Annotated in this window: 25 protein-coding genes and 1 other RNA gene; 13 read left to right on the forward strand and 13 right to left on the reverse strand. The window is 57.5% G+C overall.

Annotation, left to right across the window (positions count from 1 at the left end; translation table 11 throughout):
- Positions 1–66: 66 nt before the first annotated feature.
- The 3 genes from AC2FNC_RS01780 to AC2FNC_RS01790 all read left to right on the forward strand — a co-directional run bounded on the left by AC2FNC_RS01780 (position 67) and on the right by AC2FNC_RS01790 (position 6,448).
- Positions 67–1,812: a sensor histidine kinase gene (locus tag AC2FNC_RS01780; RefSeq protein WP_480481076.1), complete on the forward strand. Its 1,746-nt coding sequence runs from the start codon at positions 67–69 to the stop codon at positions 1,810–1,812.
- 12 nt (positions 1,813–1,824) lie between these two features.
- On the forward strand, positions 1,825–3,159 hold the full coding sequence (locus AC2FNC_RS01785) for a sigma-54-dependent transcriptional regulator (protein WP_480553879.1): 1,335 nt from the start codon (positions 1,825–1,827) through the stop codon (positions 3,157–3,159).
- A 505-nt stretch (positions 3,160–3,664) separates the two neighbouring features.
- Entirely contained in the window at positions 3,665–6,448 is a 2,784-nt protein-coding gene (locus AC2FNC_RS01790) for an Rne/Rng family ribonuclease (protein WP_496714492.1), read from the forward strand.
- A gap of 43 nt (positions 6,449–6,491) precedes the next feature.
- Here AC2FNC_RS01790 and AC2FNC_RS01795 read toward each other — a convergent pair whose 3' ends face one another.
- Positions 6,492–6,725, reverse strand: a complete 234-nt coding sequence (locus AC2FNC_RS01795) for a sulfurtransferase TusA family protein (RefSeq protein WP_480481072.1) — start codon at positions 6,723–6,725, stop codon at positions 6,492–6,494.
- Positions 6,726–6,831: 106 nt separating this feature from the next.
- Between AC2FNC_RS01795 and AC2FNC_RS01800 the strand changes: the two genes are divergently transcribed.
- The 4 genes from AC2FNC_RS01800 (at position 6,832) to AC2FNC_RS01815 (ending at position 11,150) form a co-directional block, all read left to right on the forward strand.
- Complete coding sequence (locus tag AC2FNC_RS01800) at positions 6,832–7,584, forward strand: cytochrome c biogenesis CcdA family protein (RefSeq protein ID WP_480472619.1); 753 nt, start codon at positions 6,832–6,834, stop codon at positions 7,582–7,584.
- Between the two features lie 62 nt (positions 7,585–7,646).
- Positions 7,647–8,849 (forward strand): hypothetical protein, encoded by a 1,203-nt coding sequence (locus tag AC2FNC_RS01805; RefSeq protein WP_496714493.1) that lies wholly within the window; start codon positions 7,647–7,649, stop codon positions 8,847–8,849.
- Positions 8,846–10,195 carry a cytochrome P450 gene (locus tag AC2FNC_RS01810; protein WP_496714494.1) on the forward strand — a complete coding sequence of 450 codons (1,350 nt, stop codon included), beginning with the start codon at positions 8,846–8,848 and terminating at the stop codon, positions 10,193–10,195. The genes AC2FNC_RS01805 and AC2FNC_RS01810 overlap by 4 nt, the downstream gene beginning before the upstream one ends.
- Before the next feature lie 73 nt (positions 10,196–10,268).
- Positions 10,269–11,150: a fructose bisphosphate aldolase gene (locus tag AC2FNC_RS01815; protein WP_496714495.1), complete on the forward strand. Its 882-nt coding sequence runs from the start codon at positions 10,269–10,271 to the stop codon at positions 11,148–11,150.
- A gap of 3 nt (positions 11,151–11,153) precedes the next feature.
- On the opposite strand, the gene AC2FNC_RS01820 is transcribed toward AC2FNC_RS01815, so the two are convergent.
- Genes AC2FNC_RS01820 through fumC form a run of 4 tightly spaced genes read right to left on the reverse strand, consistent with a single transcriptional unit; the run spans position 11,154 to position 13,604 of the window.
- Positions 11,154–11,756 (reverse strand): DNA-3-methyladenine glycosylase I, encoded by a 603-nt coding sequence (locus tag AC2FNC_RS01820; protein ID WP_496714496.1) that lies wholly within the window; start codon positions 11,754–11,756, stop codon positions 11,154–11,156.
- Between the two features lie 59 nt (positions 11,757–11,815).
- Entirely contained in the window at positions 11,816–12,037 is a 222-nt protein-coding gene (locus tag AC2FNC_RS01825; RefSeq protein ID WP_267364385.1) for a ribbon-helix-helix domain-containing protein, read from the reverse strand.
- A complete protein-coding gene (locus AC2FNC_RS01830) occupies positions 12,034–12,210 on the reverse strand; it encodes a DUF4169 family protein (protein ID WP_480516943.1) in 177 nt (58 codons plus the stop codon). Before AC2FNC_RS01830 ends, AC2FNC_RS01825 begins: the two co-directional genes overlap by 4 nt.
- Positions 12,210–13,604, reverse strand: coding sequence for a class II fumarate hydratase (gene fumC, locus AC2FNC_RS01835; protein WP_480472631.1), 1,395 nt, complete (start codon positions 13,602–13,604; stop codon positions 12,210–12,212). Before fumC ends, AC2FNC_RS01830 begins: the two co-directional genes overlap by 1 nt.
- Before the next feature lie 206 nt (positions 13,605–13,810).
- On the opposite strand from fumC, the gene AC2FNC_RS01840 reads away from it, so the two are divergent.
- Positions 13,811–14,374, forward strand: a complete 564-nt coding sequence (locus tag AC2FNC_RS01840) for a hypothetical protein (protein ID WP_480472633.1) — start codon at positions 13,811–13,813, stop codon at positions 14,372–14,374.
- Between the two features lie 27 nt (positions 14,375–14,401).
- Here AC2FNC_RS01840 and AC2FNC_RS01845 read toward each other — a convergent pair whose 3' ends face one another.
- The 8 genes from AC2FNC_RS01845 to AC2FNC_RS01880 form a co-directional block, all read right to left on the reverse strand.
- Positions 14,402–14,863: an SspB family protein gene (locus AC2FNC_RS01845; protein ID WP_480472635.1), complete on the reverse strand. Its 462-nt coding sequence runs from the start codon at positions 14,861–14,863 to the stop codon at positions 14,402–14,404.
- A gap of 76 nt (positions 14,864–14,939) precedes the next feature.
- Positions 14,940–16,193, reverse strand: coding sequence for a chromate efflux transporter (gene chrA, locus AC2FNC_RS01850; protein ID WP_480553436.1), 1,254 nt, complete (start codon positions 16,191–16,193; stop codon positions 14,940–14,942).
- A complete protein-coding gene (locus AC2FNC_RS01855; RefSeq protein ID WP_480516947.1) occupies positions 16,190–17,005 on the reverse strand; it encodes a chromate resistance protein ChrB domain-containing protein in 816 nt (271 codons plus the stop codon). Before AC2FNC_RS01855 ends, chrA begins: the two co-directional genes overlap by 4 nt.
- A 131-nt stretch (positions 17,006–17,136) precedes the next feature.
- Positions 17,137–17,568 carry an ester cyclase gene (locus tag AC2FNC_RS01860; RefSeq protein WP_496714497.1) on the reverse strand — a complete coding sequence of 144 codons (432 nt, stop codon included), beginning with the start codon at positions 17,566–17,568 and terminating at the stop codon, positions 17,137–17,139.
- Between the two features lie 99 nt (positions 17,569–17,667).
- Positions 17,668–18,014: a transfer-messenger RNA gene (ssrA, locus tag AC2FNC_RS01865) on the reverse strand.
- 217 nt (positions 18,015–18,231) lie between these two features.
- A complete protein-coding gene (locus tag AC2FNC_RS01870; RefSeq protein ID WP_480472643.1) occupies positions 18,232–18,882 on the reverse strand; it encodes a hypothetical protein in 651 nt (216 codons plus the stop codon).
- Positions 18,883–18,895: 13 nt separating this feature from the next.
- Positions 18,896–20,296: a selenium-binding protein SBP56-related protein gene (locus AC2FNC_RS01875; RefSeq protein ID WP_496714498.1), complete on the reverse strand. Its 1,401-nt coding sequence runs from the start codon at positions 20,294–20,296 to the stop codon at positions 18,896–18,898.
- Between the two features lie 117 nt (positions 20,297–20,413).
- Complete coding sequence (locus AC2FNC_RS01880) at positions 20,414–21,145, reverse strand: FadR/GntR family transcriptional regulator (RefSeq protein ID WP_480472647.1); 732 nt, start codon at positions 21,143–21,145, stop codon at positions 20,414–20,416.
- Between the two features lie 115 nt (positions 21,146–21,260).
- On the opposite strand from AC2FNC_RS01880, the gene AC2FNC_RS01885 reads away from it, so the two are divergent.
- The 5 genes from AC2FNC_RS01885 to acuI all read left to right on the forward strand — a co-directional run bounded on the left by AC2FNC_RS01885 (position 21,261) and on the right by acuI (position 25,228).
- The gene (locus tag AC2FNC_RS01885) at positions 21,261–22,025 is read left to right on the forward strand and encodes a DUF2182 domain-containing protein (RefSeq protein WP_480517738.1); all 765 of its coding nucleotides are present in this window, start codon (positions 21,261–21,263) and stop codon (positions 22,023–22,025) included.
- 4 nt (positions 22,026–22,029) lie between these two features.
- Positions 22,030–22,734 carry a DUF1326 domain-containing protein gene (locus AC2FNC_RS01890; protein WP_480516951.1) on the forward strand — a complete coding sequence of 235 codons (705 nt, stop codon included), beginning with the start codon at positions 22,030–22,032 and terminating at the stop codon, positions 22,732–22,734.
- 153 nt (positions 22,735–22,887) lie between these two features.
- Positions 22,888–23,022, forward strand: coding sequence for a DinB family protein (locus tag AC2FNC_RS01895; protein ID WP_480623060.1), 135 nt, complete (start codon positions 22,888–22,890; stop codon positions 23,020–23,022).
- Complete coding sequence (locus AC2FNC_RS01900) at positions 23,023–24,126, forward strand: dimethylsulfoniopropionate demethylase (protein ID WP_496714499.1); 1,104 nt, start codon at positions 23,023–23,025, stop codon at positions 24,124–24,126. It begins immediately after the preceding gene.
- A gap of 106 nt (positions 24,127–24,232) precedes the next feature.
- Entirely contained in the window at positions 24,233–25,228 is a 996-nt protein-coding gene (acuI, locus tag AC2FNC_RS01905) for an acryloyl-CoA reductase (protein ID WP_496714500.1), read from the forward strand.
- The last annotated feature ends 90 nt before the right edge of the window (positions 25,229–25,318 follow it).

The raw sequence follows: 25,318 nt of genomic DNA on the forward strand, positions 1-25,318 counted from the left end.
GAGGTCTCGCCCGCCGGGGCGTAACCTTTTGCCATGAACACAGAAGTTCGATCTGGCTGGTCAAATATGTTGAAACCGTTTCGTGGTGCGCCGCTGGGCTGGCGGTTGCGGCTGGCGGTTCTTGTTCTGCTGGTCGCGACAATTGCAACGGTCTGGGTGACGAACCGGCTGTTGACTGACAGGTTCACCGAATCCACGCGCAACCGGGCAGAGCTGCGACTGACGCTGTATTCGGGCAACTTGCTGAGTGAATTGCGCCGCAACTCGATTGTTCCGCAATTGCTGGCCCGCGACCCGACGTTGATTTCGGCATTGCAGTCAGGCGATTACACCCTGTCTACCCAACGCCTTATTTCATTCGTGGAAGAGATCGGCGCGGCCTCACTGGTTTTGCTGGACAGCGACGGGCGCACAGTTGCCGCGACCGACCGAAACAGGTTGGGCGAAGGACATCGGAACACGCCATATTTTGTGGATGCGATCCGCTCGAACGCGACGATCTTCTCTGTTATTCCCAAGGACGCAGGCGGGTACAGCTTTGTGTATTCGCGCCGGTTGGAGAACGGGGCCGAGTTCCTGGGCGTAATCGTCGTCGAGGTTGACCTGCAAAAGTTCGAACGCGCTTGGGCAGGTATCTCGGACGCGGTGATGGTTACCGACAGCACCGGCAACATCATTTTGTCCACGGAACCCCGCTGGCGCGGGCTGGATGAGAACACGGCGATGCTGCGCCAACCGCCACAAGGGGCGATCCAGCGCGCGATCCGGGCAACAACCGATTGGACCGCGCTGCCGCCTGATGCCTATCTTCAGGGCGAAGCGGTGATGCGGATCGAGACGCGCATTCCTTTCCGCGGCTGGCAGATGACCTCGTTCACGACCTATGCCTCGATCCGGGAAAAGGTGAACAGCGTTCTGGCGCTGGAAATCATGGGGTTTGCGATTCTTCTGGCGCTTGCGTTCTATGCGTTGAGCCGCCGTGCCACGTTGCGCATGACCCTGTTCCAGCGCGAGTCGGCAGAGCTTCGCGCATTGAATGCACGGCTACAGCGGGAAATCGCTGAACGTGAACGGGTTGAAAAGACGCTGGATTTGGCGGAACAGACGCTTGCGCAAAGCTCGAAACTGGCCGCCCTGGGCGAGATGTCGGCAGCGGTCAGTCACGAGTTGAACCAGCCTCTGGCGGCAATGAAAACCTATCTGGCCGGGGCCCGTCTGCTGCTGCGCCGCAACCGCCCGGAAGAGGCCCTTGCCAGCTTTGGCCGCATCGATGGTCTGATCGAACGGATGGGGGCAATTACCCGGCAGCTCAAGTCTTATGCGCGCAAGGGTGCGGATGCGTTTTCACCAGTAAATCTTGGTGAAGCGCTGGCCTCGTCCCTGTCGATGATGGAGCCGCAATTGCGTCAGCGACACGTGAAGATCACACAGATCGTACCAGAGGAACCCGTGATCGTGATGGGGGACCGAATGCGCATCGAACAGGTCATGGTCAACCTCTTGCGAAACGCGCTGGACGCCACCAAATCAGTGGCGGAGCCGGATGTGGAAATCATCCTGGCAGCTGGTGACACGGCTGTGCTGACCGTACGCGACAACGGGCACGGAATCGAGGATATCGAAAACCTGTTCGAGCCGTTCTACACAACCAAACAGCCCGGAGACGGTGTTGGTCTGGGGCTTGCCATCTCGTCGGGGATCGTGAACGACCATGGGGGACGGCTGACTGCACGCAACGGCCAATATGGCGGTGCGGTGTTTGAAATGCAGTTGCCTGCACTGGGAAGCGACGGCCTTGAAGCCGCGGAATAACGAGGAATGACTATGGCACAAGCCATGAAAATTGCCATTGTTGACGATGAACAGGACATGCGCCAATCAATCAGCCAGTGGCTCGCTTTGTCCGGCTATGACACGGAAACCTTCGCCAGCGCGGAAGATGCGCTGAAGGTGTTGGGTCCGGATTATCCGGGGATAGTGATTTCGGACATCAAGATGCCCGGAATGGACGGCATTCAGCTTCTCAAAAAGCTGATGGGCGCTGACAGCACCTTGCCCGTGATCATGATCACCGGTCACGGCGATGTTCCGATGGCTGTTGAGGCGATGCGTGTCGGTGCATTCGATTTCCTTGAAAAACCCTTCAACCCCGACCGCATGTCTGAACTGGCCAAACGGGCCAGCAATGCGCGGCGTCTGACATTGGACAACCGCGCGCTGCGCCGGGAATTGTCCGGCGGCACCCAGATCATGAACAAACTGATCGGTGCCAGCCCGGTTATGGAACGCCTGCGCGAGGATATCCTCGATCTAGGTCAGGCGGATGGCCATGTGCTGATCGACGGAGAGACAGGGACCGGAAAGACGCTTGTCGCACACGCCCTGCACGCGGTTGGAAGCCGTGCCGGCAAGAAATTCGTGCTGGTGTCCTGCGCGGCGCACGAGGAAGACGCGTTGGCCAAACGTCTGTTTGGGCCGATGATGCCTGAAGACGCCCAATTGCCCGCCATCGAAGAGGCGCGGGGCGGAACGCTGGTTTTGGAAGATGTCGAAGCGCTCAGCGATTCCCTGCAAGCCAAGCTGCTCAGCGTGATGAACGAGCAGGGCACGCCGGCCGAGACACGCATCGTAGCGATCTCGAACCTGCAAGAGGCCGGAAAAACCTCCGAAGATGTCTTGCGGCCTGATCTGTTCTATCGATTGGCCGCCTTGCGCATCACCATGCCGCCCCTGCGCCAGAGGGGCGAGGACATCCTGACCCTGTTTACCCGTCTGAGCGAGCAGTTCGCCGAAGAATACGGTTGTGATGCGCCTCAGGTAAGCGCTCAGGAAGCCGCGCAGCTGTTGCAGGCGCCCTGGCCGGGGAACGTGCGCCAGTTGATCAACATTGCCGAACGCGCGGTACTGCAATCGCGCCGTGGGTCCGGAACGATCGCCTCGCTGTTGATGTCGGATCACGAGGAAATGCAGCCGGTCATGACCACCGAAGGCAAGCCGCTGAAGGAATATGTCGAAGCCTTTGAACGGATGCTGATCGACAACACGATGCGGCGGCACAAAGGATCTATCGCGTCTGTGATGGATGAACTGTGCCTGCCGCGCCGAACGCTGAATGAAAAGATGGCCAAATACGGCCTCCAGCGGTCGGACTATCTGTAAACTTTGTGACGGGGGCTCTGCCCCCGTCGCCTTTGGCGACTCCCCCGGGATATTTTTGGCCAGATGAAGGCGATCCCGCATGCCACGGTTGGGGGCGGTGCAGTTTGCCCATTGTCTTTTCCACAGGACTGCTTTTATTGTGTCCGGACGGGCCGGGCCAGTTTTGTGTCCATAAGCCCCGAATCATTGAGTTTCGCTGCTTTGCTGAAGGTGATGACATATTATTCGCCGCAAAGCAGACCGATTGTGCCCCTTTCGGGGCAATGTAGTACCTGAGCCCGGAACGTCTGGGCGAAAGGAATAAATGGGCAGGCTGCGGCTAACGCGCCTGTCGGAGAAGAACCGCGATGACGCGCGCGCAACGATTGAGTGACCGGGCAGGGGGCCACAGCGCCAGACCCTGCCGCGCGCCGTCCGATATCGCCCTGACAAGACACCTCCCCAAATGTGCCTGTCCACCTGGACGGGTCAGGACAACGCGTTTGGCGCGGTGCACCAAGGACTCATGGCTAAGAAAATGCTTATCGATGCCACCCACGCGGAGGAAACCCGCGTCGTGGTGGTCGACGGAAACAAGGTCGAGGAGTTCGATTTTGAATCCGAAAACAAGCGCCAGCTTGCTGGCAACATCTATCTTGCAAAAGTAACACGGGTTGAGCCGTCGCTCCAGGCGGCCTTTGTGGATTATGGCGGGAACCGGCACGGCTTCCTGGCGTTTTCGGAAATTCACCCGGACTATTACCAGATCCCCATCGCCGACCGCGAGGCGCTGATGGAGGAAGATCGCGCCTATGCCGAGGCCATGAAGGCGCGGGATGAGGCCGACGAGGGCAAGCCGAAAAAGCGGCGTTCGCGCGCCCGATCAAAGGCCGCGGATCTTAAATCGGACGATCTGGTCGAAACGATGGAAGTTTCGACCGAGCCGACCGGTATGGAAACCATCGACCTTGACGATGCCGACATGGAGGTGCCCGAGGGGACATCGCCTATGGAAATCGTCGGTGAAACACCTGTTGAGGAGCCTGCGGACAACGAAGCGCCAGAAGCTGTGTCAGATGACACTGCTGAGGAAACGGCTTCGGAAGACGAGGCTCAGGCTGAAACGGTCGAGTCTTCACAAGACGATGCAGCAGGGGATTCTGATGACGCGGCGGATGCTTCAATCGCTGACGATGGCGATGAAGCGTCTGAATTGTCTGAGAATGACCCGGACGCAGATGATGGCGATGCGGATGAGGAACACGCTGACGCAGCCGCGAAAGATGACACGATTGAAACCGTAGCCGAGGAAGACGACAGCGAGGACATCCGCCCTCAGCGCAAGCCACGCCCACGCCGGTATAAGATTCAGGAAGTGATCAAAGTGCGCCAGGTGCTGCTGGTGCAGGTCGTCAAGGAAGAACGCGGCAACAAGGGGGCAGCCCTGACGACCTATCTGTCGCTGGCAGGTCGCTATTGTGTTTTGATGCCGAACACCGCGCGTGGCGGTGGGATCAGCCGCAAGATCACCAACGCAGTTGACCGCAAAAAGCTGAAAGAGATCGCCGCGGATATTGATGTTCCGACAGGGGCGGGTTTGATTATCCGGACTGCAGGCGCCAAGCGCACAAAATCGGAAATCAAGCGCGACTATGAATACCTGCAACGCCTGTGGGAGCAGATCCGGGCATTGACCCTGGAATCCATTGCACCTGCGAAGATCTATGAAGAAGGCGATCTGATCAAACGGTCGATCCGGGACCTTTATAACCGCGATATCGACGAGGTTCTGGTCGAGGGCGAGGGCGGATACCGCATCGCCAAGGACTTCATGAAGATGATCATGCCGTCCCATGCCAAGAATGTGAAACGGTACGAGGACGCGCTGCCGCTGTTTGCGCGCTATCAGGTGGAAAGCTATCTGGCGGGGATGTTCAACCCGACCGTTCAGCTGAAATCTGGCGGGTATATCGTGATCGGCGTGACCGAAGCGCTGGTGGCAATCGACGTGAACTCGGGCCGGGCCACGAAAGAAGGCTCGATCGAGGAAACGGCGCTGAAAACCAATCTGGAAGCCGCGGAAGAAGTGGCGCGTCAGTTGCGTCTGCGTGACCTTGCCGGTCTGATTGTCATCGATTTCATCGACATGGACGAGCGCAAGAACAATGCGTCGGTTGAAAAGCGTCTTAAGGACAAGCTGAAAACCGACCGTGCCCGCATTCAGGTCGGCCGGATTTCGGGTTTTGGCCTGCTCGAGATGAGCCGTCAGAGGCTGCGCCCGGGTATGATCGAGGCGACCACGCAGCCATGCCCGGCATGCCATGGCACCGGCCTGATCCGTTCGGACGACAACATGGCGCTGTCGATCCTGCGTCAGATCGAAGAAGAAGGCACGCGCCGCCGCTCGCGCGAGGTTCTGGTGCGCTGCCCGGTCAGTATCGCGAACTTCCTGATGAACCAGAAGCGCGAGCATATTGCCCAGATCGAATCGCGCTATGGCCTGTCTGTACGGATCGAAGGCGATGTGCATCTGGTCAGCCCGGATTTCTCGATGGAGAAATTCAAGACCGCCAGCCGCATTGTTCCCGAAGCGACAGCTCCTGTCGTGTCGGTCGATGCCTCGCTGATGGATCTGGTGGATTCTTCGGAAGAGGAGGAAGCCGAAGAGGATATCGCGTCGATTGAAGATGATACCAAACCCAAGCGCAAGCGCCGCCGTCGTCGTCGCAAGAAAGGCGCGGGCAACGGTGACGCGGCGGAACAGGGCGCGGATGACGGCGAAGGGTCAGAGCAGGAGGATGCCGTAGGCGAATCCGCTGAAACGGAAACCGCTGTCGAGACAACCGAAGCCGAAGCAACGGAAGAGGAAAAACCCGCCAAGCCCAAGCGTAAGCGCGCTCCGCGTCGTCGTAAGAAAGATGCGGTAGCAGAAGAGGGTGCGGAACAGTCGGAAGCACCGGACACCGATGCCGGGGCCGATGCACCGGCGGTTGAAGAGGCGGCCTCAGACGCAGAAGCCGAACCTGCCGAGGCGGCTGTCGCCGAGCAAAGCGAAGCCGATGAGACTGCTGACGCTGCGCCGGAAGCAAAAGACGTAGCCGAGCAGACTGACGAAGTCGCACAAGCAGAAGCGGTCGTTGCGATGGAAGAACCTGAAGTTCAATCTGCCGATGAGCCGGTCGAAGACGCACCGGTGGAAGAAACACCCGTGGCAGCAGAACCTGAACCGGTGCTTGAAACTGTGGCAGATGAACCTGAGCCAGAATCCGACAGGCCCAAACGGCGCGGATGGTGGTCGTTGGGCAACTGATGAAAGGGCGGGCAAATTTGCCCGCCTTTTTTATATCACAAAGTCAGTCGGATTTTTGGATCAGATAGACCTGATGTTCGCCATCCAAATCCTGAGACAGCAATGTGTGGCCAGCTTCGGCGCAAAAATGCGGGACATCGATGATGGCTGCCGGGTCATCAGCCAGTACACGCAACACAGAACCTTGCGGCATGGATTTCAGCCGTTTGCGGGCCTTGAGGACGGGCAGGGGGCAAAGAAGGCCCAGCGCATCCAGCGTATCTGTAATCTCTGACATGATTTTCGGGATAGGGCGTAGTTGTAATATTGTCCAGATTCCAAGCACGAGGATGTGACTCATTGGCCCCGTGACGGACCGCCATTCATCACTTATGTGCTTAGACATGTTCGGAATAGAAATCATAGACGCGGGGCTGCTGCCCGCCATGTTTGTTGCCCTGCTGGGTGGCCTGATCAGCTTTCTGTCGCCTTGTGTGCTGCCCATCGTGCCGCCCTATCTGGCATATATGAGCGGCGTCACGATCAACGAAATGCAGGATGAGACCCGCGCCCGGCGCAAGGCAACCATGTCAGCGCTGTTCTTTGTGCTGGGCCTGTCGACGGTTTTTCTGCTGTTGGGCTTTACCGCATCTGCCTTTGGAGTGTTCGTGCTGCAAAATCAGGTGCTTTTTGCCAAACTGTCCGGTGCCGTTGTCATTGTCTTTGGTCTGCATTTCCTGAATGTCTTCCGCATCCCCTTTCTGGACCGCGAAGCGCGGATCGAAACCGGCGATTCCGGTGGCTCGGTCTTTGGTGCTTATATTCTTGGGTTGGCCTTTGCTTTCGGCTGGACGCCCTGTATCGGCCCCCAGCTGGGCGCGATCCTGTCCCTTGCGGCAACCGAGGCCTCGGTGGCGCGCGGCACGCTGTTGCTGGGTGTTTATGCAGCCGGATTGGGTATTCCGTTTCTGCTGGCAGCCATGTTTCTCAACCGCTCTATGACCGTGATGAACCGGATCAAGCCCTATATGGGCGTGATCGAAAAGGTCATGGGAGGGCTGCTGCTGTTCGTGGGCATCATGCTGATCACAGGCCTGTTCACCCGCTTCAGCTGGTGGTTGCTTGAAACCTTCCCGGCGCTTGCGAATTTCGGCTGAGCGTCTGCCCCCCTTACCTTGACCTAAAGCCTGCGTTAACCTGCGCGGCAGAAGGTAAAGGCATGAGCAGTCAGAGAAATCAGTCACAGGTTCGCAAACGCCGGGTGTTCTACATCCCCGGTTATGACCCGATGCCGCCGCGACGATATCGCGAGCTTTACCGAACCGAGTCGCAGGCGCAGGCCCGGATCTCGGGATATGAGATCGCCATGGCCCCCAAGTCCGCAAAAGGTCTGTTCGGCTGGTCCGTGACATCATTGCAGGACGGTGCGTCTGTTGAGACAGAAATCGAAGTTCTGGTCTGGTCAGACATCGTGCGCGACAGCATGTCCGCGTCGATCCCTGCAACCTACGCGCAGTTGGCCCACACGGCGTGGATATACATTTCGACCGGCGCTTTGTGGCGCCTGATGCGGTTGCGCAAGGGCCCGGTGATTGCGGCGCTCTATCCGGTGGCGATGTTGGTGTCTCAGCTGCTGGTTGCGTTTGCAGTCGTGTGGGCATGTGTGGCGATGGCTGGCTGGTGGGGTCTGTTTCCGGGTATCGCCGTTGCGGTTGCGCTGATGCTGTGGTTCCGCAAGATCGACAACCGGCTGTTTGCCTATTACCTGATGCATGATTACGCCTATTCCGCGCAGCTGAAGGGGGAAACTCCGCTTAAACTGAAGGACAGACTGGCCGTATTCCGCAAGGCGATTGAAGCCGCTCTGATATCCGGTGTGGATGAGGTACTGGTCGTGGGCCACAGTTCGGGCGCGCATATGGGGGTGTCTGTTCTGGCCGACCTGATCCGCGACAGGGCTGTGCCGAAACAGGGGGCAGAGTTGTCGTTCCTAAGCCTGGGGCAGGTGATGCCTATGGTATCCTTTCTGCCAAATGCGCATGGCCTTCGGTCCGACCTTCAATTCCTGTCCTCCAGTTCAGACATCACGTGGGTCGATGTCTCGGCCCCCGGGGATGGCTGTGCATTTGCGCTGTGTGATCCGGTGGCCGTTACAGGGGTGGCCGGACCAGAGAAACGCTGGCCGCTTGTCCTGTCGGCGGCCTTTACCCAAACCCTGTTACCTGAACATTGGAAAGCCTTGCGCTGGCGGTTTTTCCGGCTGCATTTTCAGTACCTTTGCGCCTTCGATAAGCCGGGTCTGTACGACTATTTTCGGATAACGGCAGGCCCTTTGACGCTAAAGCAGCGGTTCCTTGGGCGCACACCTTCGCGCAGCCGGATTGAGACGCCAGTGTCCAAATACACGTCGGTGCGCCCATGACCCCGCCCAAGCCCCAGCCACGCGCAGACAAGGTTTCCCTACTGCGCTATCTGAAACTGTTTCGTCAGGATCTGCTGTCTGCGCAGCCAGCGCGCCTTTATCGCGCGTGGATGGCCGAATTCAGGACACCCTTCTTTCGATCTTTCCTGATCAATCAACCGGACCTGATTGACACCGTCCTCAGGAAACGCCCCGAAGATTTCCCTAAATCGGGCCGGATCAGCGAAGGCCTGCGCCCCTTGCTTGGAAATTCGGTGTTTCTAACCAATGGAGAGACGTGGAAACGTCAGCGGCGCATCATTGACCCGGCATTTGAGGGCGGGCGGCTGAAAGACACGTTTCCCGCCATGCTGGCCGCGGCAGACGCATGTGTTGAGCGGTTGCGGCCCCATGTCGGCAAACAGATCGAAGTCGAAGAACAAACAAGCCACGCCGCAGCGGATGTGATTTTTCGCACCTTGTTTTCGGTGCCGATCGACCACGCCATAGCCAGCAAGGTGTTTGAAAAGTTCCGCAACTACCAGCGCGAACAACCTCTGCTGAACCTTGCAGCTTTCGTTCCGCTGCCCAAATGGATGCCTCGGTTTCACTCCCGGACGACACGGAAAAACGCCGAAGACATTCGCAACCTGATCACTGACCTGACCCATGAGCGGGCTGAGGCGATCAAGGCCGGAACCGCACCCGACGATCTGGCAACCAAGATCATGACGACCGCTGACCCTGAAACCGGTCAGTTTTTCGGGCCCGAGGAAATGGTCGATCAGGTCGCGATCTTCTTTCTGGCAGGCCATGAAACCAGCGCATCGGCTCTGGCGTGGACAGTTTATCTGCTGGCAATTTATCCCGAATGGCAGGAAAGGATTGCTGACGAAGCTGCCACTCTAGACGATCCGACATTTGCCTCGGTTTCCAAACTCAAGATCAGCCGCGACGTGTTTCGCGAGGCACTGCGCCTTTACCCACCGGTTCCCATGATGGTGCGAGAGGCCACGGGCCCACACCGTTTCCGAAACAGGGACGTTCCCAACGGGTCACAAATCGTCATCAGCCCTTGGCACCTGCACCGTCACGAACGGTTATGGGACAATCCCGACGGCTTTGACCCGACTCGCTGGAACAGTGAAAACGGCAAGACATGCCAGCGCGAAGCATATATCCCTTTCTCCGCAGGTCCCCGCGTTTGTACCGGGGCCGGGTTTGCCATGGTCGAAGGGCCGCTGATCCTGTCGATGCTGGTGCGAAATTTCAAATTCGAAACAATCAGCGGCAAAACGCCGGTTCCGGTGGCCCACCTGACCGTTCGATCCAGGGATGGCATATGGTTGCGGCTGATTGAGCGCTAACAAACTACCATCGGTCCTGACTGTGATGTATGCGGGGGGAGACATCGGAATCATCATTGAACGGGAAAACACTATGGCCAAAGCAGAACAGCGCGCGCAGATGATCAACGGCGCAGGCTTTATCGCGGCATTGGATCAAAGCGGCGGCTCGACCCCGAAAGCTTTGGCGTTGTACGGCGTTGACGCGTCGACCTACAGTTCGGACGCTGAGATGTTCGGTGAAATACAAAAGATGCGCGCGCGGATCATTCTGGCAAATGACTTCACCAAGGACAAAGTCATCGGTGCGATCCTGTTCGAACGCACCCTCGGGGAAGAGATCGAGGGCCGCAAGGTCGCAGATTACCTTTGGTCGGTCAAAGGCATCGTGCCTTTTCTGAAAATCGACAAGGGCCTCGAGGATCAGGCCAACGGCGTTCAGCTGATGAAGCCGATCCCCGGTCTGGCCGACACGCTGGCAAAGGCAGAAGGCGTATTCGGCACCAAGGAACGTTCGGTCATCCACGAGGCTAATGCCGAAGGCATCGCGGCCGTGGTCGCCCAGCAATTCGACGTAGCCCGTGAAGTGACTGACGCCGGGATGGTTCCAATCGTCGAACCGGAGGTCAACATTCATTCAGAAACCAAGGCCGAGGCCGAGGAGATTCTGAAAGCTGAAATCCTGAAGAACCTCGACCAGCTGGTCGAAGGGCAGGAGGTCATGCTGAAGCTGACGATCCCGACACAGGCAAACCTGTATGACGAACTGGCCGACCATCCGCGCGTTCTGCGCGTTGTCGCGCTGTCAGGCGGGTATTCGACCGAAGAGGCCTGTAACCTGCTGATTCAAAACGGCAAAATGATCGCGTCTTTCTCTCGCGCACTGACCGAAGGTCTCTCGAAACAGCAGTCAGACGCCGAATTCAACGCCGCTTTGGGCGGCAATATTGACAAGATTTTCAAAGCCTCTGTCTGATCCTCAGACGGGTTTCGTGAAAGAGCGGCGCAACTGTGCCGCTTTTTTTCTGCTGATACAGCCCTCGGCATGGTCATTGACCAGTCCCATGGCCTGCATGAACGCAAACACCGTCGTGGGGCCAACAAACTTCCAGCCCCGTTTCTTGAGGTCCTTCGACATCGCCACCGACTCGGGCGATGTGGATGCCGATTGCGGGGGCGGCGGCGTTTCCGCCTCATACCGCCAGACATAAGCAGCCAGCGATCCTTCAGACGCCACCAGCTCCTGCGCGCGGCGGGAGTTATTGATCACCGCCTCGATCTTGCCCCGGTGGCGAATGATCCCATCATTTTGCAGCAGACGTTCAACATCGGCTTCAGAGAATTCGGCCATCTTGTTGAAATCAAATCCATAAAACGCTTCTCGGAAATTCTCGCGCTTGTTCAGGATCGTGCGCCAGCTAAGACCCGACTGAAAACTTTCCAGGCACAGTTTCTCGAGTAACCGCTGATCATCCGAGACCGGAAAGCCCCATTCGTTGTCATGATAGTCAAAGAATTCCGGCGCGGCCTGGCACCAGGAACACCGAGGTTGACCGTCTGGCCCCAATACTGTGTTGCTCATGAATGTACCCCTTTTGTTCCTCGGGGACGTTACACCCAACGACCAAGATCTGACAAGTGTTAAACCTTGTCTCGGTACCAGTTCAGAATAAACACGCGAATAGCCGAGGCCAATCCGGTTTCCGGGTCGCGGTCAACATCAATCTGCGCGGCCAGTGCATTGATTGGCTGATCTTTTTCTTTCGCAATGTCGCGAAATGCCCGCCAGAATTCATCTTCAAGCGAGACAGATGTCCGGTGGCCCTTGAGGGTCAATGAACGTTTTATCGGCCGACCGCTCATTCATCCAGCTCGTGATTGTCAAGGTCACGCTTCTGCTTGTCCTGCTGAAGCCTGACAATTGCTTTCTCGGACTTGGTGCGCCCAAAGGCGACGGCATTCTCATCTGCGCGGGCCTTCTTCTCGGCCCGCGCCTTTTCTTTTCGATACCGGTTCAGGTTGACCGGCTTGCCCATTAGTCTTTCGGGCCGATCATCTGTTCGGGGCGTACAACGGCATCAAAGGTTGCCTCGTCCACAAACCCCAGCGCAATGGCTTCTTCCTTGAGGGTTGTGCCGTTCTTATGCGCGGTCTTGGCGACCGTGGTGGCGTTGTCATAGCCGATGGTCGGGGCCAGCGCCGTCACCAGCATCAGCGATTCCTTCATCAGCTTGTCGATGCGCGGCTCATTGGCCTTGATGCCCAGCAACATCCGCTCGGTAAAGCTGTCGGCGGCGTCGCCCAGCAGCTGGATCGATTGCAACAGGTTGTAGGACATCATCGGGTTATAGACGTTCAGCTCGAAATGGCCCTGACTGCCTGCAAAATTCATCGCGGCGTTGTTGCCCATTACGTGCGCAGCGACCTGTGTCAGCGCCTCGGCCTGGGTCGGGTTCACCTTGCCGGGCATGATGGACGAGCCGGGCTCGTTCTCGGGCAGGATCAGTTCGCCAAGCCCCGAACGCGGGCCAGAGCCCAGAAAACGGATGTCGTTGGCGATCTTATAGCAGCTGCCCGCGATGGTCGCCAAAGCCCCGGACATAAAGACCATAGCGTCATGAGCGGCCAGCGCTTCGAACTTGTTTGGCGCAGTCACGAAGGGCAGGCCGGTGATCTGCGCCATATGACCCGCAACAGCTTCGCTCCAACCGTTTTGGGTGTTCAGGCCGGTGCCTACGGCGGTGCCGCCCTGCGCCAGCTCATAGATGCCGGGAAGCGCTGCGTGAACGCGTGCAATCCCCTGACGGATCTGGTGGGCATAACCGCTGAATTCCTGCCCCAGTGTCAGAGGCGTTGCATCCTGTGTATGGGTCCGGCCAATCTTGATGATGTCCTTGAACTCATCAGCCTTCTGCTCAAGACCAGAGGCCAGCTTTTCAAGCCCGGGCAGAAGGACGTCACGAACACTCATCGCCGTGGCAATGTGCATCGCAGTTGGAAAGGTGTCATTCGACGACTGACCCATGTTGCAGTGATCGTTCGGATGCACGGGGTCTTTTGAACCGATGACACCGCCCAGAATTTCGATGGCGCGGTTCGCGATGACCTCGTTCGAGTTCATGTTCGACTGGGTGCCGGAACCCGTCTGCCAGACGACCAGCGGAAAGTTGTCGTCAAACTGGCCGTCGATCACCTCACCCGCAGCCTGAATGATGGCATCGGCAATTCTGGCATCCAGCTTGCCGGTTGCCTTGTTCTCCATCGCGCAGGCTTGCTTGATCACGCCCAGCGCACGCACAATGGCAATGGGTTGTTTTTCCCAACCGATCGGAAAGTTCATGATCGAACGCTGCGTTTGCGCCCCCCAATACTTGTCGGCAGGAACCTCGAGCGGGCCAAAGCTGTCGGATTCGGTGCGGGTCTGAGACATCTGTCACTCCGTCTGGTATGCTGTTGTATGCCGTTTAGCCGCAGCTAAGCCGTGACGCAATCGGCCAGTTGCGCGCACCTTAAACCCAAGGGCGTCAAAGGTATAGGCGCGGGGTGCGTCACTTTTATTGTTATCGTCGGGGAATGTGCCATTGTGCGCGGCCCCCTCTCAGCTACAATAGGTTAGTAGCCGCCTTGGAGGACAAGATGTCGAATTTCCATCGCATTACGCTTGAAAAAGCTATCGTGTTATTTGCTGTCTGTGCTTTGTGGCTGTCCGTTTTGGGCGCATCTGCGCGCGCCGCGGACATTACCCCGTTCCTGGGGGATTATGTGGGCTCGGCAAATGTCGTGGATGCGGACGGAACCTCAACTCCAAGGGATATGAGCGTTTCAATTTTCGAGACCAAAAACGGGTTCAACGTCAGCTGGCAAACCACCACCTACAAGCTAGACGGGCGGGTAAAAGAACAGCAGTTCTCGATTGACTTCGTGCCCTCGGACCGCCCGGATGTGTTCTCGGCCGCGATGAAACGCAATGTGTTCGGTCATGAGGTTCCGCTGGACCCGATGAAAGGTGAACCCTTCGTATGGGGACGTATCGTTGGCGACACACTGACCGTGTTTTCGTTGTTCATCGACGTGGACGGCGGATATGAATTGCAGCAGTTCGACCGAACACTAGCCGAAGACGGGCTGAACCTGTCATTTTCACGCTTCATAGACGGCCAGAAATCCCGATCAGTCGAAACATTTCTGATGAAACGCTGAACCCCGCGCCGGGCGGGGCTCAAAGGCTTATTTGCGGAAGCTGTCCAGCGACACGACATCGGCGTCGTGATGTGCCTCTTCTTCCTCTTCGACCTCGATCAAGTCATCTGCAACATAATCGTCATCATCTTCGTCGTCCGGGCTTTCGAACCGCAGTCCAAATTCCACCGATGGATCGACAAAGGTCTTGATCGCGCCATAAGGAATATAGAGCGGTTCCGGCGCGTCCCCGAAATTGAGAGTAATGGCGAACCCGTTCTCTCCGACTTCGAGGTTTTCAAACCAGTGCTGCATGACGATTGTCATTTCTTCCGGATACCGGTCGCGCAGCCAATCCGCGATGTCCACGCCATCTTCGCGTGTGTCGAAGGTAATGAAAAAGTGATGCGCTCCGGGCAGACCGGATTTCGATACATCCGTCAGCACAGTCTTGATAAGCCCGCGCATGGCGGTGTGCATCAGGTTGCCATAGTCGATGCCTTGCGACATGTGTCATCCTCAAAAGTGGTTAAGCTCAGCATAGGGGTTTTGTTCGGAAACGAAAGGGCAGGTATGATCGGATTGATCAGATATTATGCGCAGCCAGCCCTGCCATTGACATCAGAACCAGCACCGTACCGATCCCCAATTTTAGTCTAAATATCAATATTCCAGCAATAAAGGTTAACGCAAGCGCCGGGATATCGAGCGAGGACAGTCGGGGCACGGGTATTGCCGCCGGACCCAAATTCATATCTGGCACCGATTCGAAAAGAACATTCAGGGCAAACCACACGGAAAGGTTGAGAATCACTCCGACAACAGCGGCGGTGATGCCGTGAAGGGCGGCAGAAAGGCGCGGACGCGTGGCCAGACGGTCAAGATAGGGGGCCGTCAGGAAAATCCACAAAAAGCAGGGCACGAACGTTGCCCATAGTGCGACAGCGCCCGCAGCAAGCGCCAGTGAGAATCCACCGTTGATCTGCCCCGCCAGCATGGCGACGAACTGCGTAACCAGTATCAATGGTCCGGGGGTGGTTTCCGCCAGCCCCAATCCGTCGATCATCTGGTCTGCACTGATCCAGTGGTACCGATCCACAACGGTTTGCGACATATAGGCCAGAACGGCATAGGCACCACCAAAGGTCACAACGGCCAGACGGGCAAAGAACCACCCCAAATCGCTGAGCAATTGATGCCCGCTGAGTGTCAACGCAACAAGCGGCCCCAGCCAAAGTGGCAACCAGATCGCTATCGTCCGGGCCGAGCGGGCAAGGTGCGGCGTGTCCTGAGCCGTGGCTGCCTCAGCGGGTCCTTGATGACGCAAATACCCCCACAGGGCCGCGATCAGAATGATCAGCGGGAAGGGCAGGTTGAACAGAAAGATCGACAGAAACGACAGGCCCGCGATGACACGATGTTCCATATCCGTCAGCGCCTTACCTGACAGCTTGCGCAGGGCTTGCAGGACGATCACGATGACGGTCGCCTTGATGCCGGTAAATGCGGATTGCACCAGTGGAACGTCGCCAAATGCTGAATAAAGCGCGACTAGAACAGCAATCACAAACGCCCCTGGCAAAACGAACAGGCTGCCCGCAATCAGCCCGCCCACGACACCGCGCAAGCGCCAGCCAGCATAGGTTGCCAATTGCATTGCCTCTGGACCGGGCAGCAACATGCACAAGGAAAGCGCGCGCAGATAGGTCTGTTCATCCAGCCAGGGCCTGCGCTCGACCAGTTCTTGATGCATCAGCGAGATCTGGGCGGCGGGGCCGCCAAATGACAACAGGCCGATCCGTCCGAATACCTTGAAAAGGTCCAGTGCCGAAGGTCTCATGCGCCATGACCCGATGGCCAGTCATGCTTTTCATCAAACCCGTCGCGTGCCCAGCGGAACAGAGCATCATAAAGGTGCAATCCGGCTTCAAGTTGAGCATGGTCATCGCGATACTGGCGGGACAAACCTACCGAGAACGCCAGCAACCCAGCGGCTTCCGGGGCCAGATCATGCTGGTCGGTATCCGCAGCGCGAATGATCCGGGCCATACGCTCAAGCGCCTCGGTTCGCAGGTCAAATGCCCGGATCATCGTGTCAAATGTGCAGCCGCTGTCCTGATGCGTCCAAAATGTACTCGGAACGTCAAAGGGGGTGGCATCAAAATGATCAACGACTCCCTGAACTTCTTCCGACGCGACGAAAAGGAACCGTGCCTTGCGGTCAACAAACCGGCGGATCAGCCAGGGGCAGGCGATGCGGTCAATTTTGGGTCTTTGGCGCGTAACCCACAATGTGCTGCCATTAACGCGCGCCGGTAATACCGACTGGGGGATCAACGGCGCCTCACGCTGTTCGTGCCACCCTTCAAACCCACCTTCCAGATGTTCGGCGTTTTTGCCCGCCCCTCGTAGCCAGGACGCTACCCCCTGACTGAGCTTTTTGCCCTTGTGGCAGATTATTACACAAGGGTCGTTACCAATCAGACGACTCATCGCGTCGATTTCCGTGTGCGGACAGCGAATTGATCCCGGAATCAGCCGCGGATCCTTACTGAAATCCGCATCAGTGCGTATATCGATCAGAACAGGCGCCTGAGGCGTTCCGATTAACCGGCTCAATTGGGTCGGTGTAATGGCGTTAAGAGCAGCCATAGCATGTCTCCTTTAGTCATTCGGATCCATGCGAAGCTTGGGCTGACGCCTCACGGGGTGTTCGCAAGCTGACCCCCTGAGTCAGTGCTACCGCGCAAGAACATAGGGGGTCAAGATTGCGGTTTGAACCGTCAGGACCAGTCGGGCCGCTGACCGGTCATGCACACGGGAAGGGTATCGGCGGGAAACTGACCCATCTCTTCAAAAAACGAGATGAAATCGAAATGATTATACGCTTCGACCATCTTATTGTCTTTGAACCGGGCCATGACCTGACCGGTCACCTCCAAAGGGGCACCGTTATCGGCCCGGCACGTCTGCACATGCAGGATTGCGGATACCCAATCGCCATTCTCGATGATCTTGGGCAAATCCACCTTGATATCCCCTAAGACATGACGAAACGCCGTGACGAGGTCCCGAAAATCGTCCGCACCCACCTGCATTTCGGGGATCAGCCCCTCGGCCATGGTTTCGGGTGCAAAGAACTGATCGATCGCCTCGGTGTTTCCGTTTTCCCAAACCTCAGAATACCAGGATCTGAGTATCTCTGAATTCGTCATCCCAACGCTCCTGTCCAACTGCGAACACGATGGCAAAAAGGAATGAACAAACTCTGAATCTGCGCAAGGGCGGCATAAATATCAGACATATTGGGGGGAAGTGCAGGTTTCTGTTGCCAGGTACCTGCGAACCCCGCCTTACGCGGCTAGGCGCAAGGACTTAAGTTTCGGTCTTGTTACTGCTTACGCAGCAACTGCAACCGGAGCACGATTGTCGTTTGCAATTGTACTGTTTTCGCCGGTAACGGTGGCAGACAGCCGAGACAAAGCTTACCCCTTTAGACGTTCGTCGATCCTGTTTCGGCCCCATGATCCTCAAACGAAGGATTTTGGTGGAGCCGCCGGGTACCGCCCCCGGGTCCGATCCGCTTATTACGAGCGCGTTTATGTCCATAGTCCCGAAGGACATCTCATATATAGGTGAGGTGAGCGGCGGATGCAAACCCGGATTGCACATCTTTGTTGTCTTTAATTACAGAGCGTTACGCGACCCTATTGAAGTTTCCAGCGATCAACCATATCACTAGCACCCGTTCGATTCCACCGAAAGTAGCTGCCTTCAAGAAAGGCGGGTTATCCAGCGCCAATGGCAGGAACTGGTCTAGCGCGGCACCGGCATTGATTACGCCCAAGGACAGTGTGTTCCGGCTCAAAGGAAAGCGATCAAACCGCCGACCACAGCCCCAAAAGACCAACCAAAACAAGGCTCAGCGCCCAGATGAGTTCAAGGTTGAACCAGCTGCGGGACAGGAAACGCAGCCCCAGCCAACGATAAACGGCGAAGGCCAGAAACCCTCCGCCCAGAACCATGGCGGCGGTATGCAAGGCCGCAACTCCCAGAACCAGCAGACCGTTTGTTGTCATGATTTTGGAAATCGCCTGATGACCGGCATCCAGTTCATCCAGCTGGCACAGGCCCAGATAGATCGGAACCAGCATAAGGGCGGCCCCGTGCGCAAGAGCCACGAGAAACGACCACAGAGCCAGTTTGCTGGGTGGTATACGCGACAGAAAACGGGGATGGCGGCGGGTGATTGCAATGTAAAGCCCCATCGCGATGACAATCAACGCAGCCCAGATGCGGATTTCCTTTTGATAATCGACCAGAACGGCCATCAGCGCAAAGGGCAGAAGGACACCCAGCATGGCAACGAAATGCCCACCGGCCAAGGCCGCCAGTGCGCGCCACAGGGCGGATTGGCGCTGCTCCATCAGGGCAGAGGAAACCGCCAGCGGCCAGCCCATCCCGGGGTTCAGCCCGTGATACGCGCCGCTCAGAACAACGGCCAGCCAAAGGCCAGCCGTTGATGTCATCAGGGTTTCCAATTCAGACCGAGGGGTAACAGAAACTGTCGGTTGAACAATCTCCGCCCTCCAGCCGGATTTGGTGGCTGCGATATCCTTTGGGGAAATCGACCCAGAATTTCGGGTCCAAAACCAGCCCGCCATTCTCGCCCACATCCGCCTTGACCATGGCCGCGCCGCCTTCTTCGGGATAGAACTGATCGTCCCACGTGGAATAAAGCGAATTGGTCCAATAGACGCGTTTACCATCGCGGCTGATCTCGACCATTTGCGGCCCATAGCCAAAAGTCTGACCGTTCGGATGTTTGGTCTTTTTGACAATCCCTCCGATTTCGACCTTCCCGGCAAGGGTCGGGTTCATCGGATCGGACACATCATATTGATGCATCTCGCCGGTGCCCCAGCAGGCGACATATAGGTATTTGTCATCCAGACTCAGGTCGATATCGGTGACCAGTGGTGGTACGGCGGCAAACCCCTTGAGAAGATCAGGAAGATCATCTGGATCAGCGGGTTGCGGGTCGATGGTGATCGTTTTCTTGGCTTCGAACGTGCCGTCGTCATTGCGCCACCACGTAAAGATTGCGCCTTGAAGGTTGGTGGTATCAACGACAACGCCGCAGAACCCGTGTTGTTTGACCGGGTCATGCGCGGGCCGGATTTCCAACGCCATCTGGTGGTTTTCGCCCAGATCGATGGTCTGAATATTGGTCCGGTTGCGCAGGTTCCAGAAATGGATGCGATGACCGTATTTGTTCGAAAGCAGATCGTCTGCCACCAGCCCGTTTTCAAATTGTGGGGGAAGGCCCCATTCGGAACTGACCATGTAATCGCGCGGCAGATTCCACCAGAAATCATAATGCTTGTCCTGCACGCCGCGCTCGATCTCATAGCGCCCGATGATCTCGAAGCTTTCACAATCCATGATGAAAATACCCGGAGGACCATCCGTGCCGTCCTCGCCGCCGCCGCCCAGCGTGCTGACATAGATGCCTTCCGGCCCGCAATGGATCGTGTGCGGTCGTGAATACCCGGTTTTATCAAAGACTTCCTCGGGTTCGATGATCTTGTGAATCTTCGCCTCAAGCGGGTTCTTTACATCGATGATGTATATCCGGCTAGAACGGATACCGGGGATGATCAGATAGCGACGTTCCAGAAACGCATGACCGCTGAGCGGTGACAGCGATGAGGAACAGGCATTCCAGCCGAAATGGTGAAACTCGTCGCCTTTTTCGGGCATGATCACCTGATGCACGATCTTCCCGAAATCGGCCGAGGTTGGATCGACATTCACAACTGCCAGCCCGTCAGGTTGCGAAAAATCGGGGCTGAGCATCAGCGTGAAAGCAAGCGTTTCAGCAGGGCCTTCCATTGCCAGCTTGGCTGACGGATAAAAGGTTGGGTCCGGTCTTTTGTTCATAACGTCCTCCCGTAAGTCATTGTCATTCAATTCATATTGAGAGTTCCGGTCTTGACGCCGGATGACATTCTGCCTGCTCGTACCTTTGCCTTTGAAAGTTTGTTTCCGTTTAAGCCCTCAGGCCGGTTTCCGTTTGCGTTCGGCCACATCGTGGGCCAGTTGCTGTGTGTAATGTTCCAGATCGACCAGCGCGGCGTCGACGGTATCTGCGTCTCTGGCCTCAAGCGCGTCTGCAATTCTGGTGTGCAATGCGATGATTTCTTCGCGCGAACGTGCCGTGAAGGTAATCATGTTCATCAAAGGCTGCATCGCCTCGACCGCGCCAGCCAGTTGATAGGACAGGACCGGGTTGTCGGCCCCGTCCACCAGGGCCCTGTGGAACGTGACGTCTGAGGCACAAAATGCCTCATCCGTCAGGCCGGGCTGGGACTGGCGAAAAATTTCCGCCCGCATCGTGGCAAGCTGATCCGCCGTTCGTCTTTGGGCAGACAGGGGGGCACAGGCGCGCTCCAGCGCATAGCGGGCCTCGCAGGCCGTATCAAAGCTGACCGCGTTCATCGACAGCAGCAGGGTCGAGGTTGTGATCTGCTGCGAATAGGCATCTTCGAAACTCAGGCGGTTCACGAACGCACCTCCGGTAGCGCCACGCTGCGTGCGGATCAGGGACTGCGCCGCCAGTCGTTTCAAAGCCTCACGCACCGTTGGGCGCGAGACCTGAAATTGCTCGGAAAGTTCCGCTTCCGAGGGCAGGCGCGCATCCACGATCAACTCGCCTGAAACAATGGCGTCCCGGATGGCTTGCGCAATCTGGGCAGACAGGTCGGCGGTTTTCCGAGGTGCGGTTTTCATGTTCAGAAGACCCTGAGCAAATTTTTATTTGTCTGACATTTAAAAGTCTGACATTTGAAAAGCAAGAGAGTTGAGTCGGGAGGCCGAAGTGAGTCGTACTTGGCTGCGCAGCGGAATGTGGCTGGGCTTTTATGTCCTGATCCTGTGGGCGTGGTGGGTCATGTTCGCGATGGGCCGCGACATGGACCTTGACCTGATTGGTCGTCCGGGGCCCATGGGGCAGGCGATGGCTGCGATGGACCCGCGCATGGATATGTACATGCCGATGGCCGAGTTTGGCACGCTGTTCTGGATGTGGGCGATCATGATGGCGGCCATGATGCTGCCGACACTTGTGCCAACCCTGCGCAGCTATGACGACCTGATCCGCGGTGCCAATGGCACCCGTGCCGGTTGGCTGGGTGTACTTGCAGGGTATTCGTTGGTTTGGGTCGGGTTTGCGGCTGTGATCGCGGGAACGCAGCGGGCCCTGCTGTTTGGTGGCGTGATTGATATGCTGGGCATTGCCAGGTCCGGCTGGGTTGCGGGCGGGTTGATGATCGTAGTTGGCGCGTTTCAGTTCTCGCGCGCCAAAGAGGTCTGCCATGGTGTGTGCCACGCCCCTATGGCCTATTTCCTGGGCCATTGGAGAACTGGATTTGCGGGCGGCGTCCGCATGGGGCTGGACCTTGGTGCCTTCTGCGTCGGATGCTGCTGGGGTTTCATGGCGCTTGGTTTTGTGGGCGGTGTCATGAGCCTTTTGTGGATGGGTCTTGCGACCCTATTCATGGTTTTGGAGAAACTTCCCCAGATCGGTCATGCTGTAACCCGACCGGTGGGATTTGTATTGATTGCGGGCGGTCTTGTCCTGCTCGTTTACCCTATTAACTACGGAGGATAAGCCAATGGCAAAGAACAGAAAACCGGATGCCGACCGGTTGCCCGTCAGCCAGCGTATCGACAGCCGGATGCCCAATCCCAAACGTCGCGAGATGAGCCCGACGGACTGGGCCATCAAGGGGGAGTTGATCCTGAACTGCTCGTGCGATGTGTTCTGTCCCTGCGTCGTTTCACTGGGCGCGCACCCTCCGACCGAAGGGCATTGTCATGCCTGGATGGGTATTGTCGTTGATGAGGGCCATTACGAGGGCGAGGACCTGTCGGGTCTGAATATCGGCCTGCTGGTCGATATTCCCGGCCGGATGGGCGAAGGCCAGTGGAAAGTGGCGGCTTACGTAGATGAGCGCGCCAGCGGCAAAGCCTATAACGGGCTGCTGCAAATCTTCAGCGGGCAGGCGGGCGGTACCACCGGTCTGTTCACCATGCTCGTCAGCGAAATCATCGGGGCCGAACGGGCGCCGGTTCAGATCGAGCGTGACGGCACCAAGCGCCGCATCATGATCGGCCGCAAGATTCAGGGTGAGATCGAGATGCTGGCGGGCAAAGACCCCGAACATCCCGTGATGGTTTCAAACTCAAAATACTGGATGGGTCCTGACATCATCGTGGCCCGCGGCACCAAGTCGAAAGTGCGCGACTACGGGCGCGTTTGGGATTTTGGCGGCAAGTCCGCTGAAATCTGTCCGATTGATTGGCACGGGCCCAAGTGATGATCTCAGGCGCACTTGCGCAAGAGATGGCGCGGTAAAATCACTGGCAAAACTCGCAGTTGGCCGAGTTTCTGCAATAGTTGTCGCATCAGAAACTGTCTGTTGCTTGGGCCAATCAAAAGGTGCTTAGTCGTAAAAGAGGTCGACATCACAATGTCTTACGAAAACTGTGTCATCCATTTCTTCAACCATCAGACCCACCACCGGGATCAATTGCACAAAATGCTGACCGAAGTTGGTTCGCAAACGCCCGTCAGCGACATCGTCTTTATGCCCAAGGAGGTTTGAATGCCGCAGATTTCCGCCTCTCGCCGCTTGCGGCGCACACCGTTTTCAGAAGGGGTCGAGGCCGCAGGGGTCAAGGGATACACGGTTTATAACCGTATGCTGTTGCCCACGGTCTTCGACAGCGTCGAAGCCGATTACCGGCACCTGAAATCCCACGTGCAGGTCTGGGATGTCGCATGCGAGCGGCAGATCGAGCTACGCGGACCGGACGCCGCGCGTCTGATGCAGATGCTGACCCCGCGCGATTTACGGGGGATGTTGCCGGGGCAATGTTTCTATGTCCCCATCGTGGACGAAACCGGAGGCATGCTGAATGACCCGGTTGCGGTAAAACTGTCCGAAGACCGCTGGTGGATTTCAATCGCTGACAGCGACCTGTTGTTGTGGGTCAAGGGAATCGCCGTTGGATATCGTCTGGATGTGCTGGTGGACGAACCGGATGTGTCACCTCTTGCTGTTCAGGGTCCCAAAGCCGACGACCTGATGGCGCGTGTCTTTGGCGACCGGGTGCGCGACATCCGGTTCTTCAAATTCGATATGTTCCAGTTTGAAGGTCGCGATCTGGCTGTGGCGCGATCCGGTTATTCCAAACAGGGCGGGTTCGAGATTTATGTGGAAGGCAGCGATATCGGCATGCCCCTGTGGAACGCCCTGTTTGCAGCAGGGGAAGATTTGCAGGTGCGCGCCGGATGCCCGAACGTGATCGAACGGATTGAAGGTGGTCTGCTGTCTTATGGCAATGACATGACCGACAACAACACCCCGCATGAGTGCGGTTTGGGCAAGTTCTGCAACACACATACTGCGATTGGCTGTATCGGTCGGGACGCGTTGCTGCGTGTGGCCAAGGAAGGGCCTGTTCAGCAAATCCGCCCCGTCGCCATTGCCGGCGATCCTGTACCGGGCTGCGACCGCCCATGGGGCCTTTACGCGGACGGCAAGCGTGTGGGGCAGGTGACCTCGGCCGCGTGGTCACCCGATTTCAACACCAACGTCGCCATTGGCATGGTACGCCTGAGCCATTGGGATGCGGGAACGGAGCTGGACGTAGAAACACCAGATGGAATGCGCCGCGCGACCGTGCAGCCGCATTTCTGGATTTAAAGGGGGGTTTTGGGGGCGCTGCCCCCGTCGCTGCGCGACTCCCCCGGGATATTTGGGGCCAGGTGAAACAACGGGCCGGTTACAGAAACACGAAAGGAATTGAGAGATGTTCAATGCACTTGTGATGGACAAGGACGAAGAAAGCGGTTTGGCGAGCGCGTCGGTCAGGCAACTCACGCTGGATGATCTGCCGCATGGCGACGTCACGGTCGCGGTTGAATATTCCACAGTGAACTACAAGGACGGTCTGTGTCTGTCCCCCAAGGGGGGCGGTTTGGTGCGGGCGTATCCGCATGTCCCCGGAATTGATTATGCCGGTACTGTCGAGGCATCGACCGATGCGCGTTACAAGCCGGGTGACAAGGTTGTTCTGACCGGGTGGCGGGTAGGCGAGGCGCATTGGGGTGGTTATTCGCAGAAAGCCAGTGCCAAGGCGGACTGGCTGGTTCCTCTGCCGGATGGGCTTGATACCCGGCAGGCGATGGCTGTTGGTACCGCCGGGTTTACCGCGATGCTGGCCGTGATGGCGTTGGAGGATCACGGGCTGACCCCCGATCGCGGCCCGGTTCTGGTAACCGGGGCGGCCGGTGGTGTCGGGTCGGTGGCCACTGCCATTCTGGGTCATCTCGGCTATCAGGTGGCTGCCGTGACCGGGCGACCCGAAACCGGAGATTATCTGAAATCGCTGGGTGCAACGACAATAGTGCCCCGCGATGAGCTGAATGAGACTACCAAGCGCCCGTTGGAAAGTGAAACCTGGGCGGGTTGCGTGGATGCCGTGGGCGGTGCGATGCTGGCGCGTGTGCTTGGGCAAATGAAATACGGCTGCTCGGTCGCGGCCGTGGGTCTGGCGGGCGGTGCGGCGTTGCCTGCAACGGTGATTCCTTTCCTGCTGCGCGGTGTGAACCTTCTTGGCATCGACAGTGTCATGCAACCCTATGAAAACCGGGTTCGTGCCTGGCAAAGGATCGCAACCGACCTGCCCATGGACAAGCTCGAGTCGATGGTTCAACCGGCGGCCTTGTTTGATCTTCCGCAACTGGGTGCCGATATCCTGAAAGGGCAGGTCAAAGGGCGCGTTGTTGTCGATTTGAATGCCTGAGCGCAGATGACAGCCTAAACCCGATACGATGCCGTGTCGGGTTTTGCGAAGGTGCGTTTGGTACAAATTGATCGCAACACCTCTGGCCAT

Source organism: Ruegeria sp. BHSA123 (assembly GCF_059613425.1).

Excerpts from the sequence above, each read along its gene's own strand:
- AC2FNC_RS01780 (WP_480481076.1), top strand. The coding sequence starts at position 67 with ATGTTGAAACCGTTTCGTGGTGCGCCGCTGGGCTGGCGGTTGCGGCTG.
- AC2FNC_RS01785 (WP_480553879.1), top strand. The coding sequence starts at position 1,825 with ATGGCACAAGCCATGAAAATTGCCATTGTTGACGATGAACAGGACATG.
- AC2FNC_RS01790 (WP_496714492.1), top strand. The coding sequence starts at position 3,665 with ATGGCTAAGAAAATGCTTATCGATGCCACCCACGCGGAGGAAACCCGC.
- AC2FNC_RS01795 (WP_480481072.1), bottom strand. The coding sequence starts at position 6,725 with ATGTCAGAGATTACAGATACGCTGGATGCGCTGGGCCTTCTTTGCCCC.
- AC2FNC_RS01800 (WP_480472619.1), top strand. The coding sequence starts at position 6,832 with ATGTTCGGAATAGAAATCATAGACGCGGGGCTGCTGCCCGCCATGTTT.
- AC2FNC_RS01805 (WP_496714493.1), top strand. The coding sequence starts at position 7,647 with ATGAGCAGTCAGAGAAATCAGTCACAGGTTCGCAAACGCCGGGTGTTC.
- AC2FNC_RS01810 (WP_496714494.1), top strand. The coding sequence starts at position 8,846 with ATGACCCCGCCCAAGCCCCAGCCACGCGCAGACAAGGTTTCCCTACTG.
- AC2FNC_RS01815 (WP_496714495.1), top strand. The coding sequence starts at position 10,269 with ATGGCCAAAGCAGAACAGCGCGCGCAGATGATCAACGGCGCAGGCTTT.
- AC2FNC_RS01820 (WP_496714496.1), bottom strand. The coding sequence starts at position 11,756 with ATGAGCAACACAGTATTGGGGCCAGACGGTCAACCTCGGTGTTCCTGG.
- AC2FNC_RS01825 (WP_267364385.1), bottom strand. The coding sequence starts at position 12,037 with ATGAGCGGTCGGCCGATAAAACGTTCATTGACCCTCAAGGGCCACCGG.
- AC2FNC_RS01830 (WP_480516943.1), bottom strand. The coding sequence starts at position 12,210 with ATGGGCAAGCCGGTCAACCTGAACCGGTATCGAAAAGAAAAGGCGCGG.
- fumC (WP_480472631.1), bottom strand. The coding sequence starts at position 13,604 with ATGTCTCAGACCCGCACCGAATCCGACAGCTTTGGCCCGCTCGAGGTT.
- AC2FNC_RS01840 (WP_480472633.1), top strand. The coding sequence starts at position 13,811 with ATGTCGAATTTCCATCGCATTACGCTTGAAAAAGCTATCGTGTTATTT.
- AC2FNC_RS01845 (WP_480472635.1), bottom strand. The coding sequence starts at position 14,863 with ATGTCGCAAGGCATCGACTATGGCAACCTGATGCACACCGCCATGCGC.
- chrA (WP_480553436.1), bottom strand. The coding sequence starts at position 16,193 with ATGAGACCTTCGGCACTGGACCTTTTCAAGGTATTCGGACGGATCGGC.
- AC2FNC_RS01855 (WP_480516947.1), bottom strand. The coding sequence starts at position 17,005 with ATGGCTGCTCTTAACGCCATTACACCGACCCAATTGAGCCGGTTAATC.
- AC2FNC_RS01860 (WP_496714497.1), bottom strand. The coding sequence starts at position 17,568 with ATGACGAATTCAGAGATACTCAGATCCTGGTATTCTGAGGTTTGGGAA.
- AC2FNC_RS01870 (WP_480472643.1), bottom strand. The coding sequence starts at position 18,882 with ATGACATCAACGGCTGGCCTTTGGCTGGCCGTTGTTCTGAGCGGCGCG.
- AC2FNC_RS01875 (WP_496714498.1), bottom strand. The coding sequence starts at position 20,296 with ATGAACAAAAGACCGGACCCAACCTTTTATCCGTCAGCCAAGCTGGCA.
- AC2FNC_RS01880 (WP_480472647.1), bottom strand. The coding sequence starts at position 21,145 with ATGAAAACCGCACCTCGGAAAACCGCCGACCTGTCTGCCCAGATTGCG.
- AC2FNC_RS01885 (WP_480517738.1), top strand. The coding sequence starts at position 21,261 with ATGTGGCTGGGCTTTTATGTCCTGATCCTGTGGGCGTGGTGGGTCATG.
- AC2FNC_RS01890 (WP_480516951.1), top strand. The coding sequence starts at position 22,030 with ATGGCAAAGAACAGAAAACCGGATGCCGACCGGTTGCCCGTCAGCCAG.
- AC2FNC_RS01895 (WP_480623060.1), top strand. The coding sequence starts at position 22,888 with ATGTCTTACGAAAACTGTGTCATCCATTTCTTCAACCATCAGACCCAC.
- AC2FNC_RS01900 (WP_496714499.1), top strand. The coding sequence starts at position 23,023 with ATGCCGCAGATTTCCGCCTCTCGCCGCTTGCGGCGCACACCGTTTTCA.
- acuI (WP_496714500.1), top strand. The coding sequence starts at position 24,233 with ATGTTCAATGCACTTGTGATGGACAAGGACGAAGAAAGCGGTTTGGCG.